14 protein-coding genes are annotated in these 15,954 nt (G+C 38.3%); 10 read left to right on the top strand and 4 right to left on the bottom strand.

From position 1 onward, the window contains the following. Positions 1 to 2 precede the first annotated feature (2 nt). Positions 3 to 3,443 (top strand): pyruvate carboxylase, encoded by a 3,441-nt coding sequence (gene pyc, locus GY23_RS01470; RefSeq protein ID WP_075617433.1) that lies wholly within the window; start codon positions 3 to 5, stop codon positions 3,441 to 3,443. Positions 3,444 to 3,880: 437 nt separating this feature from the next. On the opposite strand, the gene GY23_RS01475 is transcribed toward pyc, so the two are convergent. Continuing rightward, positions 3,881 to 4,792, bottom strand: coding sequence for a COX15/CtaA family protein (locus GY23_RS01475; RefSeq protein ID WP_075617434.1), 912 nt, complete (start codon positions 4,790 to 4,792; stop codon positions 3,881 to 3,883). A 320-nt stretch (positions 4,793 to 5,112) separates the two neighbouring features. Between GY23_RS01475 and cyoE the strand changes: the two genes are divergently transcribed. The 8 genes from cyoE (at position 5,113) to GY23_RS18145 (ending at position 12,402) form a co-directional block, all read left to right on the top strand. Then, the gene (gene cyoE / locus GY23_RS01480) at positions 5,113 to 6,030 is read left to right on the top strand and encodes a heme o synthase (protein ID WP_075617435.1); all 918 of its coding nucleotides are present in this window, start codon (positions 5,113 to 5,115) and stop codon (positions 6,028 to 6,030) included. Positions 6,031 to 6,128: 98 nt separating this feature from the next. Continuing rightward, positions 6,129 to 7,217 carry a cytochrome c oxidase subunit II gene (gene coxB, locus GY23_RS01485; protein ID WP_075617436.1) on the top strand — a complete coding sequence of 363 codons (1,089 nt, stop codon included), beginning with the start codon at positions 6,129 to 6,131 and terminating at the stop codon, positions 7,215 to 7,217. Positions 7,218 to 7,251: 34 nt separating this feature from the next. Next, entirely contained in the window at positions 7,252 to 9,117 is a 1,866-nt protein-coding gene (gene ctaD, locus GY23_RS01490) for a cytochrome c oxidase subunit I (RefSeq protein ID WP_075617437.1), read from the top strand. Next, on the top strand, positions 9,117 to 9,743 hold the full coding sequence (locus GY23_RS01495; RefSeq protein ID WP_075617438.1) for a cytochrome (ubi)quinol oxidase subunit III: 627 nt from the start codon (positions 9,117 to 9,119) through the stop codon (positions 9,741 to 9,743). The genes ctaD and GY23_RS01495 overlap by 1 nt, the downstream gene beginning before the upstream one ends. Before the next feature lies 1 nt (position 9,744). After that, positions 9,745 to 10,077, top strand: a complete 333-nt coding sequence (ctaF, locus tag GY23_RS01500; RefSeq protein ID WP_075617439.1) for a cytochrome c oxidase subunit IVB — start codon at positions 9,745 to 9,747, stop codon at positions 10,075 to 10,077. 149 nt (positions 10,078 to 10,226) lie between these two features. Beyond that, a complete protein-coding gene (gene ctaG / locus GY23_RS01505; RefSeq protein ID WP_075617440.1) occupies positions 10,227 to 11,144 on the top strand; it encodes a cytochrome c oxidase assembly factor CtaG in 918 nt (305 codons plus the stop codon). Between the two features lie 38 nt (positions 11,145 to 11,182). Beyond that, complete coding sequence (locus tag GY23_RS01510; protein ID WP_211270633.1) at positions 11,183 to 11,644, top strand: DUF420 domain-containing protein; 462 nt, start codon at positions 11,183 to 11,185, stop codon at positions 11,642 to 11,644. Between the two features lie 500 nt (positions 11,645 to 12,144). Next, positions 12,145 to 12,402, top strand: coding sequence for a hypothetical protein (locus tag GY23_RS18145; protein WP_075617441.1), 258 nt, complete (start codon positions 12,145 to 12,147; stop codon positions 12,400 to 12,402). A 52-nt stretch (positions 12,403 to 12,454) separates the two neighbouring features. On the opposite strand, the gene ytvI is transcribed toward GY23_RS18145, so the two are convergent. Both ytvI and GY23_RS01525 read right to left on the bottom strand, forming a co-directional pair. Beyond that, positions 12,455 to 13,513, bottom strand: a complete 1,059-nt coding sequence (gene ytvI / locus GY23_RS01520) for a sporulation integral membrane protein YtvI (protein ID WP_211270634.1) — start codon at positions 13,511 to 13,513, stop codon at positions 12,455 to 12,457. A gap of 103 nt (positions 13,514 to 13,616) precedes the next feature. Beyond that, the gene (locus GY23_RS01525; RefSeq protein WP_075617443.1) at positions 13,617 to 13,982 is read right to left on the bottom strand and encodes a YugN family protein; all 366 of its coding nucleotides are present in this window, start codon (positions 13,980 to 13,982) and stop codon (positions 13,617 to 13,619) included. 150 nt (positions 13,983 to 14,132) lie between these two features. On the opposite strand from GY23_RS01525, the gene GY23_RS01530 reads away from it, so the two are divergent. Then, complete coding sequence (locus GY23_RS01530; RefSeq protein ID WP_075617444.1) at positions 14,133 to 15,209, top strand: CAP domain-containing protein; 1,077 nt, start codon at positions 14,133 to 14,135, stop codon at positions 15,207 to 15,209. Here the strand turns inward: GY23_RS01530 and GY23_RS01535 are convergent. Next, a complete protein-coding gene (locus GY23_RS01535; RefSeq protein ID WP_075617445.1) occupies positions 15,203 to 15,946 on the bottom strand; it encodes an amino acid kinase family protein in 744 nt (247 codons plus the stop codon). The genes GY23_RS01530 and GY23_RS01535 overlap by 7 nt on opposite strands. Between the last annotated feature and the right edge of the window lie 8 nt (positions 15,947 to 15,954).

Genomic DNA, 15,954 nt, shown 5'->3' on the forward strand with positions numbered 1-15,954 from the left:
TTATGAAAACGATTCGAAAAATTTTAGTAGCTAACCGCGGAGAAATTGCAATTCGCATTTTCCGTGCTTGTACAGAATTAAATTTGCGTACAGTCTCCATTTATTCGAGAGAAGATAGTGGTTCATTCCACCGATACAAAGCAGACGAATCGTATTTAGTTGGAGATGGTAAGAAGCCCATTGATGCCTATTTAGATATTGAAGGAATTTTACAGATTGCCAAGGATAGTCGAGCAGACGCGATCCATCCTGGATATGGATTCTTGTCCGAAAACGCCGACTTCGCTAGAAGATGTGAAGAAGAAAGCATTATTTTTATTGGGCCTACTTCTAGACATTTGGATATGTTTGGTGACAAAGTGAAAGCACGTACTCAAGCGGTACTAGCTGGGATTCCCGTTATTCCAGGGAGCGACGGTCCAGTACATTCCATTCAAGAAGTTAAAGATTTTGGTGGAGAAAACGGTTATCCGTTAATGATTAAAGCGTCTTTAGGTGGTGGGGGGCGCGGTATGCGAGTCGTTCCGACAGAAGCCGATTTAGAATCAGCGTATGAGCGAGCTAAATCAGAGGCAAAAGCTGCGTTTGGATCAGATGAAGTATACGTTGAAAAGTTTGTGGATAAGCCTAAACATATTGAAGTACAGATCTTGGGGGATCGGTATGGTAACCTCGTGCACCTTTATGAAAGAGATTGTTCAATTCAACGCAGACATCAAAAAGTCGTTGAAATTGCTCCATCTAACTCAATAACAAAAGAATTGCGGGAGCGTATTTGTGATGCAGCAATTAAATTAATGAATAATGTACAATACATAAATGCCGGAACAGTGGAATTTTTAGTGTCGGGAGATGCATTTTATTTCATCGAAGTGAATCCTCGCATCCAAGTGGAACATACCATTACAGAAATGGTAACAGGAATTGATATTGTTCACTCTCAAATTCACATTGCGGATGGATCAAAATTACATGAAGAAGAAATAGGAATGCCAATCCAAGAGGATATTCCTTTATTTGGATTTGCGATTCAATCTCGTGTGACTACTGAAGATCCATTAAATAACTTTATGCCGGACACTGGAAAACTAATGGTATACCGCTCAGGTGGAGGGTTTGGTGTTCGTTTAGATGCTGGAAATGGATTCCAAGGTGCTGTAATTTCACCTTTCTATGATTCATTACTTGTAAAAGTTTCGACTTGGGGAAAAACCTTTAAAGAGGCAGCAGCAAAAATGGATCGAAACTTACAAGAGTTCCGTATACGCGGCATAAAAACGAATATCCCTTTTTTAGAAAATGTCGTCAAACATCAAAACTTTATTACAGGAAACTTTAATACGAGTTTTATCGATTCTACTCCTGAACTGTTTTTATTCCCTACTCGTAAAGATAGAGGTACTAAACTATTAAACTATATTAGTAATGTGACAGTAAACGGTTTCCCTGGTATTGAAAAAGCATCAAAACCAGTGTTTGTGGTTCCAAGAAAACCAAAAATCGATTTATCAATATCGCCTATTCCAGGAACAAAACAACTATTAGATGAACGAGGAGCAGATGGGCTCGTGGAGTGGATCCATGAACAAAAGGAAGTATTGATTACCGACACGACGTTCCGAGATGCTCATCAATCGTTACTTGCAACTCGTGTACGCTCCATTGATATGTATGAAATTGCTGAACAGTCTGCAAGAGCTATGCATGATGCTTTTTCGTTCGAAATGTGGGGTGGGGCAACGTTTGACGTTGCGTATCGATTCTTAAAAGAAAATCCATGGGACCGTTTACTGAGAATGCGCGAAATGATTCCAAATGTCTTGCTTCAGATGCTAGTACGGGGTGCAAATGCCGTTGGATATAAAAACTATCCTGACAATGTTATCCGTGAATTTGTGCAAGAATCAGCAGAAGCGGGAATTGATGTATTCCGGATCTTTGACAGTTTGAACTGGATTAAAGGAATGGAAGTCGCGATTGATGCTGCTCGTCAATCAGGCAAAATAGCGGAAGCTGCGATTTGTTACACAGGCGATATTTTAGATGACAAACGTGCCAAATATACAGTAGCTTATTATAAGCAAATGGCCAAAGAATTAGAAGCGTCAGGTGCACATATTTTAGCGATTAAGGATATGGCCGGTTTGTTGAAACCAGAAGCAGCATACCGATTAATTTCCGAACTAAAAGAAACTGTAAATTTACCAATTCATTTGCATACACATGATACAAGTGGAAATGGGATTTACTTATATGGTAAAGCGATTGACGCGGGAGTGGACATCGTGGATACCGCTCTTGGAACAATGGCGGGGCTGACATCACAACCGAGTGCGAATTCATTAACCTATGCATTAAAGGGAAGTAAACGTGAGGTTCGTACTGACATAAAAGCTCTCGAGCAGTTATCTCATTACTGGGAAGATGTACGCAAATACTATCAAGAATTTGAATCAGGCATGATGAGTCCACATTCTGAGATTTATGTGCATGAAATGCCAGGTGGTCAATACTCAAACCTACAACAACAAGCAAAAGCGGTTGGCTTAGGCGGACGCTTTGAAGAAGTGAAAGAAATGTATTCCCAAGTAAACCTAATGTTCGGTGATGTCGTAAAAGTAACACCTTCATCGAAGGTAGTAGGAGACATGGCACTCTTTATGGTGCAAAATGATTTGACTGAAGAAACGGTCATATCACGGGGTCAAACCATCGACTTTCCCGATTCAGTAATTGAGTTTTTCCAAGGATATATTGGACAACCTTATGGTGGATTCCCAAAAGAGTTACAACAAGTGATATTGAAAGATCGTAAGGCCATCACAGTCCGTCCTGGGGAATTATTAGAACCTGTCGATTTTGAACAAATAAAAGAGGAGCTCTTCCAAAAGTTAGGGCGGCCAGTAAATAGCCATGAAGCACTTGCTTATGCCTTGTACCCGAAAGTTTTTGATGAGTATTCGGTCATGGTGAACAAATTTGGAGATGTATCCGTTCTGGATACGCCAACATTCTTATACGGGATGCGTTTAGGTGAAGAAATCGAGGTTGAGATTGAAAAAGGGAAGACATTGATCATTAAAATGGTTTCGATCAGTCAACCACAAGCAGATGGCAATCGGGTGATTTACTTCGAATTAAATGGGCAACCTCGCGAAGTAATCATCCAAGATCTGACCATTGAAACAGATGGATTGCAAAAACCGAAAGCAGACTTAACAAACCCGAATCATATCGGGGCTACAATGCCAGGAACCGTATTAAAAGTGGCGATAGCGAATGGAAACCAAGTGAAACGTGGGGATCATTTGCTTATTACAGAGGCGATGAAAATGGAAACAACCGTCCAGGCTCCTCACAATGGAGTGATTAAAGAAATTCATGTGTCGGCTGGTTCATCCATCGCAACAGGCGATTTATTAATTGAAATGGAAAAAGAATAAACAAAAAAGAAAGTATCAAATTTGGAATTACTACGAACCCAGTGCTCAAAGCAACTCCTGCCTTATATGTGATTGATGCTTTCAGGTCTGAATTTCATCTTCGACCGATTGTTCGATAAAGGAAGACATTTATTCTCAAGTTGCAAAAACTAAAAACACGGTTCAAATTGAGGAAACAAGAGTGCTACGGATGCCCAAGCACCATAGGATGATTTGAAATAGAGAGGTGGGTACCTAGTGACGAAATCACATAGCACCCACCTTTTTGTTTAGATTATGGTGCAGCTATCATGTACCATTAGCGACCTGAGAAACTTGATGCGACAGAGATTATTACCGGGTTTCGAACACAATAAGGGACAGGGCAAACTTAGCCCTGTTTTTCTTAGCCAATTGAAAAAGCAGCCCACAAGTTTGTGGAACTGCTTTTTCTTTAATTATTTCTTTGATTGGCTGCGTGATATCAGTAAGATCATATAACATAATAAGCCAAATAATAACGAGATTAATAGTGAATGTACTAACGCGAAGTATAAATTAAGTTTGGTTAAGACTACCAGCATTCCAGCGATTACTTGAAGTGAGACGATGACGAATGCAGTAATCCATCCGTAATACAAAACACGTTGATCTTTATACTGTTTATATGCATGCCAAGCAATATAGGCAATCCATAAAAATATCAATGCTGCAGCCGTACGATGACCCATTTGAACCCATTCGAAAAGGGTTGAAGGTAATGAGAAGTCATTATTTTGACATAATGGCCACTCTAGACAAGCTAAACTAGATTCAGTATGACGTACAAGAGCACCCGTGTAAACAACTACATAGGAGTAAAGAGTTACGCCAATTGTATGCCGTTTCAACTTAGCGCCAATTCGCATTTTCTCTGAGTCGAACTTACGATCCACTTCAAAAATAAGAAGTGTTAATAATAGTACGGAAGCAAAAGAGAGTAAAGAAATTCCAAAGTGAAGTGCTAGTATAAAGTCACCTTGTCCCCATAATACCTGTGCTGCGCCAATGAGTGCTTGTAAAATCAAGAAGAACATCGCCATGACTGCCAAGAATTTAGTCTCTCGAATATGTCCCATTGCTCTCCATGACCAAACCGATAAGATTAATATCAGGATGCCGACCGAGCCAGTAACAATACGGTGGGAAAACTCAATTAATACTTCTGGGGTGATTTTATTGGGAATTAATTCCCCATTACATCCCGGCCAGTGTCTGCCGCAACCCATTCCACTGTCTGTTTTTGTCACAAGTGCTCCACCAAGAAGAATGAGTAACATCCCGATTGTTGCAGCAACAGCAAACCACTTTAAGTATTTACTTTGTTGCATGAATAACACCTACTTTATATTAACTGATTACGAAATTACGATACCTACTTGTTTGATAATAGCTAAGAATATTCGAAATTACAATGACAAGACCATAAACTCGTTGTATGGGATGTACCTTTTCACAAATTGTTCATAAAATCTTGCTTTTAAATACACAATTCTATTCGTAAAATGATTTACTATAGATATGTTGTGTCTAATTGACAGGTAAACGCTGACCTTTTTATCGAAATTAAACTTAAATATAGAAATACCAACAGTTTTTCGATATAGTAAGAGTAGCGGAATATGCTCACAACTTTGAAAGGGGGAGTTTTATGTCGAACGGTCGCATGATTACTGCAAGCACTGATGCGGATCCTGAAACAACACCATTTGTTAAGGACTTTCTTGCACTAATTAAAATTGGGATCGTCAACTCAAATTTGGTCACAACATTTACTGGTTTGTGGTTGGCATTTCAAATTTCGAATCGTCACTTTTTAGATGAATTAGACTTAATGGTCTACACACTTTTTGGTGCAGCATTGATTATTGCTGGCTCAGCCGCAATGAACAACTTCATCGATCGTGATATCGATCCCATTATGTCGAGAACAAAATCTAGACCAACTGTGACGGGTAGGTTTAAACCAACTGCCGTATTGTCCCTTGCTCTATCCTTTTTAGTTGTCGGCGAAATTTTGTTGTTTATGGCATCGGTTTCAGCTGGGGTATGGGGATTAGCTGGTATTATCAGTTATGTTGTTTTATACTCCATGTGGTCAAAAAGAAAGCATGTAAGTAATACAATTGTTGGGAGTATCTCAGGTGCCATTCCACCCGTTATCGGATGGGCAGCAGTTGAACCCACACTTGGATGGGGCGCACTGGCCTTATTTCTTATCATGTTTGCATGGCAACCACCACATTTTTACGCTCTTGCAATGAAACGAACGGAAGAATATCGAGCAGCGGGCATTCCGATGCTACCGGTAGTCAAAGGATTTGCACATACAAAGCGATCAATGTTGCTTTGGATTTTAGTGCTTTTCCCACTTCCATTCTTGCTCATGCAACTTGGGACATGGTTCCTTGTCCTGGCAACTGCGTTAAATATCGGTTGGCTTGTACTTGCATTAAAAGGCTTTAAAGCTAAAGACGATTTAAAATGGGCAAAAGGCATGTTTATTTATTCTCTTAATTACATGACAATTATTTTTGTTTCCATGATTATTTTCTCGATTTTTAGCTAACTATTGGGATTCATTCTTTGAATATAGAATTCATATAGAAGTGAACCGCAGTCCGATTACACATAAATACAACTACGAAAGAGGGGTTTGATTAAGCTATGATGAAAGGGATCAAAAAGTGGCGTCTCTTTTCACTGCTGACAGCTCTAATGGTCATTTTATCTGGATGTGGTGAGAAGCATTTATCTACACTTAATCCAGCAGGACAAGTCGGTAGAGATCAATTGGATTTAATGTTGCTTTCAACAGGAATTATGGTTCTCGTTATTATTGTGGTATTGATTGTCTATGTATTGGCAATCGTAAAGTTCCGCCGTTCTAAAGTGGGCGAAGATGTAATTCCAAAACAAGTAGAAGGAAGTCATAAACTAGAACTTATTTGGACGGTCGTTCCGATTATTTTACTATTAATTTTGGCAGTTCCTACTGTTGTCAAAACATTCGACTTTGCAGATGTAAGTGGAATGGAAACTGTTAATGAAGAAGGTAATAAAACAGCTGTAACGGTAAACGTTGAAGCGAATCTGTACTGGTGGGAATTTGAATATCCAGATTTAGGAATCGTGACTTCTCAAGAATTGGTCGTACCTACACAAGAGAAAGTTTATTTCAATCTAATTGCAGCTGATGTTAAACACTCATTCTGGATTCCTGCTGCAGGTGGTAAAATGGATACGAACGTTGATAACCTCAACCAATTCTACCTAACATTCGATGACGCTTCTGATGGTCTTGAAGAAGGAGTATTCTATGGTAAGTGTGCGGAACTTTGTGGACCTTCACATGCACTAATGGACTTCAAAGTGAAATCTTTAGATCGTGATGATTTTGATGCCTGGGTTGTTAAAATGCAAGATTCAGGTGCAGAACAAGCAGTTGAAGGTGACGTTGCACAGCAAGGTCAAGATATTTTCAACAAAAGCTGTATTACTTGTCACGCTGTATCAGGTGCAGGAACAGCTGGTAGTGTAGGTCCAAACTTAGCAACATTTGGTGATCGTAACCGTGTAGCAGGTTTCATGGATCACACAGAAGAAGATATTAAAAAGTGGATCAGTAACCCAAAAGAATACAAACCAGGTAACTTGATGCCACAACCAGAAGCAATCAATAATGGCAAGAAATTTACAGATCAAGAGCTCACAGCTCTGACAGAATACTTAATGGGACTATCTGTAGAAGATTAATCTTTTATAGAACGACAAAAAGGAGGTTAAAGTTGTGAGTTCAATCGCACAGAAAAAAGGCTTTGGTGCCACTCTTTGGGACTATTTAACAACAGTCGATCATAAAAAGATTGCCATCCTTTACCTCATAACCGGTGGATTATTCTTCGTCATCGGTGGTATTGAGGCTATGGTTATTCGTATCCAACTTGCACAACCTGATAGTGACTTTGTGAGTGCAGGATTGTTTAATCAAATGATTACGATGCATGGTACAACCATGATATTCTTGGCAGCGATGCCATTGCTTTTAGGTTTCATGAATGCGGTAATGCCATTACAAATTGGAGCACGTGATGTGGCGTTTCCATTTTTAAACTCGTTAGGTTTCTGGTTATTCTTCTTTGGTGGAATATTCTTGAACTTATCATGGTTCATGGGAGGAGCGCCAGATGCGGGGTGGACTTCTTATGCCTCTCTAGCATTGGCTTCACCAGGACACGGAATTGACTTTTATACGCTAGGACTATTGATTTCCGGTTTCGGTACATTAATCGGAGGGATTAACTTCCTTGTAACAATTATTAACATGCGTGCACCAGGGATGACCTACATGCGTATGCCACTTTTCACGTGGACAACATTCGTTGCGTCAGCCTTGATTCTATTCGCTTTCCCTCCATTGACTGTTGGGATGGTATTTATGATGGTTGACCGTATGTTTGATGGTAATTTCTTTGATCATACAATGGGTGGTAATACGATTATCTGGGAACATTTATTCTGGATTTTCGGACATCCTGAAGTATACATTTTAATTTTACCTGCATTTGGTATTTTCTCGGAAATTTTCGCTACTTTCTCTCGTAAACGTTTATTTGGTTACTCAGCAATGGTCTTTGCAACTGTATTAATCGGTTTCTTAGGATTCATGGTTTGGGCTCACCATATGTTTACAGTAGGATTGGGACCAACTGCTAACGCAATATTCTCTGTTGCTACTATGGCAATTGCTGTTCCAACCGGTGTTAAAATCTTTAACTGGTTGCTCACTATATGGGGCGGTAGCATTAAATTCACAGTCGCTATGATTTACGCTGTTGCATTCATTCCAACATTCACTGCAGGTGGTGTAACAGGTATCATGTTAGCGTCAGCTCCACTTGATTACCAATTACATGATTCTTACTTTGTAGTTGCTCACTTCCACTATGTTATCGTAGGTGGGGTTGTACTTGGTTTACTAGCTGGTTTACATTACTACTGGCCATTAATGTTTAATACAATGTTGAGTGAGGCTCTAGGTAAATGGACGTTCTGGTTATTCTTCATTGGATTCCATTTAACATTCTTTATCCAACATTTCTTAGGTTTACTAGGTATGCCACGCCGTGTATTCACGTTCGGTGCGAACCAAGGTTGGGATTTGTATAATCTCATCAGTTCCATCGGTGCTATTGGTATGGCATTAGGTGTAGCTGTACTTGTAGTAAATATCATTCGGACAATTGTGAAGAACGAAAAAGTTGGTCGCGATCCTTGGGGCGATGGTCGTACTTTAGAGTGGGCTGTTCCTCAACCAGTTCCATTCTACAACTTTAAACAAACACCACTTGTACGTGGTCTAGACACATTCTGGATTGAAAAACAAGAAGGTAATAAAGAAGGTATGACATACGCAGAGCCAGTAGGCGATATTCATATGCCAAACAACTCATTTATTCCAGTTGTTATATCATTCGGTTTATTCGTTGCAGCATTCGGTGCTCTGTACAATGGCGAACAACCTTGGGCAGTACCTGTGCTAATTTTAGGATTAGTTATTACATTTGGTGCTATGATCGTTCGTTCACTAAAAGATGATCATGGGTATCATGTTCATAAAGAAGATTTAATGGATGAAAAAGGGGGTAAACACTGATGGACTTAAATACTAAGTACACCCCACAATCTTGGCCAGACCATCCGGAGAATACGACATTAGAAGGTAAAAATAAATTTACCGGCTTTTGGCTTTTCCTCGGTGGTGAAACTGTAACTTTTGCAAGTTTATTTGCGACTTATTTAGCCCTTAAAAACAAGGGTCCAAGCGGTATGGAATTCACAACACAGGATTTATTCGAATTACCATTAGTTTTCATTATGACAATGTTATTATTGACTTCGTCATTGACGAGTGTTTACGCGATGTATCATATGAAAAACTATAATTTCAAAGCAATGCAAGCATGGTTAATGGTAACGGTAATACTTGGCTTAGCATTCTTAGGTTTTGAAATTTATGAGTTTAATCATTATGTTCATTTAGGATTCACATTTGGTCAAAGTGCTTTTAGTTCAGCGTTCTTTATTTTAGTTGGAACGCACGGAGCTCACGTAGTTGTAGGACTTGGATGGATTATTCTCCTTATGGTTCGTAATGCGAAGCGTGGATTGAATCTTTACAATGCTCCAAAGTTTTATCTAGCTTCTCTTTACTGGCACTTTATTGACGTAGTTTGGGTATTTATCTTTACGGTAGTATACTTGATGGGAGTGGTGGGTTAAGATGGCACACGATGTACACGCTCATGTAAGAAGTCAAACAGAGTATGAGTATAAACGCCGCAGATCTGCAAATGAAATGCGTGGTCATGTGACAACGTTCGCGATTATGATTTTCTTAACGCTAATCGCATTTACAATGGTATATGCTGGATTCTCTGCATATTTTGTGGTTCCAATCATTTTGTTACTTGCAGCAGTGCAGGTCATTCTACAATTGTATTATTTCATGCATATGAGCCATAAAGGTCATGAAACTGCACAACTATTCTTATACAGTGGTGTAATTGTTGCATTCATTACAATTTTGACGATGATAACAATTGTTTGGTGGTAATTTAAAAATATAAAATGAGCGAGGAAATTTATCATTTCCTTGCTCGTTTTTTTATTGTCAACTAATGTTCATAGTTCGTTCATTGATGTTAGAGCAAATGAGACTTATAATAGGGATACCAAGGGAAATAGAAAAAGGAGCGAGATTCGATGCCTTTAAATATATTTGGGTTTCAAGCTTTATGGAGTCCACTTTTCATTATTTTCACTCTAGTCATAATTGCTTTATACTTTTTTATAACAGTCAAAAATCGACACCGATTTGAAGGAAATGAACCTCTGACTAAAAAACAAGCAAGTGCGTTTGTTATTGCGATTTTGTTGCTTTATGCAGTAAAAGGTTCCCCTGCAGATTTATTGGGTCATATTTTATTCTCTGTACATATGGTCCAAATGGCTATCCTGTTAATGTTGATTCCTCCACTTTTAATAGCTGGTATTCCGATATGGGTTTGGCGTAAATTCCTTTCGTATTCCGTTATCAAATTTAGTTTCCGATATTTTACGAAACCAATTTTAGCACTAGTTGTATTTAGTGGATTGTTCTCAATCTACCACATTCCACTTATTTTAGATTTCATTAAACAAAATGAATGGTATCACAGTCTATTTACACTCATTTTGTTTATTTCTTCGATTTTCTTATGGTGGCCGATTATGAATAAATTATCAGGTGAACATAAAGTTCAAGGATTAAGTAAGGTTGGCTATATCATAGGAAGTGCGGTATTAATCACACCTGCATGTGCCTTGATTATCTTTGCAGATCAACCAATGTATGAAACTTATACTAGCGGGGCTGCTTGGGTCAAATCGATGGAATTATGTGTGCCATCTTCCAAATTAGCTACCTTAAGCTTATCTGGTCCTGAGATGTTTACCAGTATGCCTACAATTGAAGATCAACAATTAGGCGGAGTTATAATGAAGATTATTCAAGAAGTGATTTATGGTGTTATTTTAGCGATGGTTTTCTTCGAATGGTATAAATCGGAGCAAGAAAATGCGGATGAAATTACGAATCAAGCTTTACGCGATCGACAAGCATATGTTGTAGCAAATAAATAATTTACCTGAATTATTTGGTGAGTGTTAGGAGAAAAATTATGAGTTTACCGTTATTACCAACAATCAGTACCTTTTTTATTGTGTTAAGTGCAGTATTAGTTGCGATTGGTTGGGTATTAATTAAGCAACGAAAAATTGATGCACATAAGAAAACCATGTTTGCGGCTGCCATAGCCGCACTAATATTCTTTATTATTTACATGTCTCGTACAATATTTATTGGAAATACAGCATTTGGTGGTCCTGATGAATATAAGCTTTATTACACGATATTTTTAGTTTTTCATATAACTTTGGCTACAACAGGAGCAGTATTTGGTCTTGTGACATTGTGGGCAGGTTATAAAAATAACTTGAAAAGACATCGTAAAATCGGTCCGATTACAAGTGTCATATGGTTCTTTACAGCCATCACTGGCGTAGCGGTTTATTTGTTATTATATGTTTTTTTCGAAGGTGGAGAAACTACATCTGTCTTTAAGGCGATTTTAGGGTTTTAACTAAACAAAGAGAGGTACTTGAAAGTTTAACTTTTAAGTACCTCTCTTTGTTTTATTGAAATATAAGATCGTATAAAAATTGAGAATACAAGTGGTCAAAGCCTTTCCTATCCTAAAAAGAGGTTACTGAAAAATTTCACCATTACAGACTGGGATAAGTATTCTCTATTTAACGCTTCGGCGCTTTGTGGATGCATCCTGCGAGAAGCTAGGCTGAATACTTCACTTGCCAGCCTTCTCGCTCTGGCCACCAATAGAAAGGCGCCTCCGCTGGTTCTGCCGAGTCATATTGATTACAGCTAATTCAGTACAATGTTTACAAATAACAAACGATTATTTCCTTGATTTTTCTCGTGGAAAGGATCGCTTGTTTAGACTGAAAGGACAATTTCAGTTGCATCCCCCAAAAACGATAGAGGATTTCGAATTACAAGCAGTAAAAACCATATTGCCCTAGGTCTTTAACTAGGAGCTTTGTATATCACGGCACCTTTACATCTATGAACGGCAAAGCGGGTGCTCTGGCAGTGGGAGGTCGAAATTTCATCTTCGATCGATTGCTCAACAAAGAATGCCATCAATTCTCTAGGCGCCAAAATCAAAATCAGTATTCCCATGGAAGAAACAAGGGAGCGACTGATGCCCAACTGCCGGAGGATGTTCTGAAAAAGAGGTGGTGCGAAGTGACGAAGTCACAACGCACCACCTCTTTTGGTGTTTTAGATCATGTGCAACAATCAGACGTCATAGTGACCTAACCGACAATTCAAAATAATCGAAAAGGACTGTTCACAATTTTTCAGGTATTTCTTATAGTTTGAAGTTTGTTTTAATCATACCCGCTTCTTTTGCAGTAGTGAAGATAATCACGATAAATGGTCCAATCATTAACCCTAAAAATCCAAAGAGTTGTAACCCAATAAACATGGCAATTAATGTAGCGAGAGGAGACAATCCTATTTGTGAACCCATAAGTTTTGGTTCAATTGCTCGTCGAACGACCAGTAGAATCAGAGCTAATATCGCTAGTTTAGTTCCTAATGCAATGTCACCTACTGCAAATTGATACAATGACCAAGGTGCAACAATGATAATAGATCCCAAGATTGGGATAAGATCGATAATCCAAATAACAATAGACATGATGATTGCATATTTAGGAGCAATGATTAATAAACCAATAAAACTAGCTACTAAAATGACAAGGCTGGCAAGGAATTGTGCTTTCATAAAACCGAATATTACTGAGTTTATTCGTGATGTCATAAAGCGAACTTTTTCGGCAGTAGCAGGTGATAAGTGTCTAAATAACATTTTTTTCAAATCTGTTAAATCTAACATAAATAAAAATAATGCTACTATATACACGATAAAGTTTACTAAAAAACTCGGGATTTCGGATAGTAAGGTTGTAATACTTTCATAACTAACAATATTTAAAATGGATTCCCGCATCAGAACTAGGAAATGAGATAATTCTTTTTGAATGGAAGTGACTACTTCAAGTGGCATATCTTGTGTGAAACTAAATAATTTATTTTGAACATTCATCCAAACAAGGGACAAAGAATTAAAGTATTCAGGGACAAGTTTAGTTAATAGAATGATTTTCCCAATTAGCTGGGTTATGGTGAAATATAATGTAGCTGAAATGAGAAGTAAAAATAAAACAAAAACTAAAATGATTGCTGGCTTTCGATTCCATTTAAACTTATCTTTGCAAAATTTCACCAAAGGTTCTAGTAGGAATGCGGTTAATAACGCTAATAGTATGGGGACGGCTAAAGGAAGAATAAAGGCAATAAAGAGGATAAACAATACTATTAATAAAATAATGACTAGAAATTTTTTATTGATCCATTTGGGCACTCTCTTCACCTCATTTTCCATATTATATAAGTATAGACAACATCGACACATTTGAAAAGGAATTGAAAAAACACCGAAGAAAATTTTTTCTTCGGTGTTTGGATTATGAGCGAATTTCAAATTCTTTTAAATCGGCTTTTACAGCGGCCAATGTTTGTTGGCATGATTTTACTAAATGTGCAGGGAAGACTTCTTGGTCTCCATACTCCACACCAGTTGGGTAGTAGTGTTTACCAACGACAGGTTTCATTAATGTAATGATGGCATCGTGTTTCCCAACATCACCATCTTTCGTAAATCCAAAAATACGTAAGTAGAACGTACCTTCTTTAATTACAAACTTTTTATCATACGATACACGTTCATAATCCCATTGTCCTGCACGTACTAGACTATGGTTCAACATAACTTCATCTAATAGTTCTAAATCTGCTGCTGTATTTTCAATACCTGTATTTTCGAAATACATACAATCGTCCTCCTTTTACATGCTTTACCCCATTCATGCATTCCTTTTTATAATAGTGTAAATTTGTGTCTGTTGCAATGACAACATTGTGTCAAAGCACATTACACTGATATAATGGGTACATCATTTTCTCGGGAAGGAGTTGTATTATTGAAGGTCTTGGTTCGAATTTTACTTATATTAGCTATTATCCTAACCGTTATTTTTTATTCTGACCAAACCGTTCAAGAAACTGATTTACTAAAAGCACCTGGTTCAACAGGTCAAGCATTGCCGCAAGAAAATATGTTACCTCCTAAAGGGGAAGATTCAGTACCACGTCCTAAAACGGGTTTATCAACGTTGGTAGGTCAAAATACAACTAGTCTGGTTAAGTCATTTGGTGAACCTAATCGAATCGATCCATCTGCTTTTGGCTATGATTGGTGGGTCTACAATCAAAACTTTGATAGTTACATGTTGGTAGGGGTCCAAGGGAACCATATTAATCAAATCTATATAGCTGGAGCAATTCTTGATGCGACACCTTTCCAAGTGGGGCAATCAATCGATGATTTATACCGATTCACGATTATTGAATCTGAAATAACTGTCCAAATTGAATCGAGCGTCTATACATTTACGATTAATGATGTCGATATGAAAAATCGACTATTAGTGAAGTTTGATGGTTTATTTGCACAAATTTATGTGGATGAGGAAGATCAGGAAGTAGAAGCCATCCGTTTTACCAATCCCAGAACACTTGTGCTTCACCAACCATATGAAATGACTTACAAAGGGGATTATTTGGCACCGGTTGTACCTTCTACTAAGCAACAAAAATCAATTAATGAATCGAATAACAGGCAAATATTTGAGTTGACAAATGTCTATCGTGCGAGACATTTCGTTGACCCTGTGGAGCTAGAGGAAAGTCTTGAAATCGTGGCTAGTAAACATAGTGAAGATATGGCGATGCAAAACTATTTTTCACATGAATCACCTGATTTTGGGGATTTAGAAGATCGATTAACAGAAACTCAACTTGACTATGACAGTGCAGGTGAAAATATAGCAGCAAATTACTATGATTCAGCAGAGGTCGTACAGGGATGGCTTAACTCGGCTGACCATCGAAAAGTGTTACTTGAAGATGATTTCTCGCATCTGGGTGTGGGAACGTTTGGTAAGTATTATACCCAGAACTTTGTAAAGCTTAAGAAAAGGAGTCACATAGATCAATGATTTGCAGCGGTGATCCATGTCCCTTCTTCTGTGGATCCAAATGGACGAATATGCAGCGGGATTTGGTGCTTAGCGGCCAAATCCACTGCTTTTTTTTGTATTAGAGGATGAGAGGCGACCTCACATAAATGCTGAAGGTGACTATACGAAACATTGGAAAGTTTTCTAGCATCTGATGAACTCTTTGGATCACTAGACATTACTCCCGGCACGTCTTTATAAAATTCCACAGCACTAGCATGAAACATCTCAGCTAAAAGAATTGCCGTAAAATCACTGCCTCCACGTCCAAGGGTAGTAAAACGATGGTCGGTCGTAATTCCTTGAAATCCTGGTACGATGACACATGGGACTTGTTGTAGTAATTCCTCAATGGTATCTCTTGATGTTTTGATTATCGATGCATTCCCAAAATTGTCGTCTGTATAAATGCCAGCTTGAACTCCATACGCCAATTGACAAGGAATTTGCTGTTTTAAACATTCTGCGGTTAACACGGATGATGCTAGTAGTTCTCCACATATGGCTGCCACATCTTTTGATTCAGGAGATAATTGAAAAGCGTCTGTTAAATGAATCAACGTATCTGTTGAGTACGGATCTCCGATACGACCCATCGCTGACACCACGACCAAAACCGAGTTATATTTTGCAATTCCTTCTTTTATATGTTGGATACATACTTCACGCGATGCAGCATTCCTCATCGCAATACCTCCGAACTTCTGAACAATCATTAAATCCG

Origin of the sequence: Paenisporosarcina indica (assembly GCF_001939075.1) — a bacterium.
GTDB classification, from domain to species: Bacteria; Bacillota; Bacilli; order Bacillales_A; family Planococcaceae; genus Paenisporosarcina; species Paenisporosarcina indica.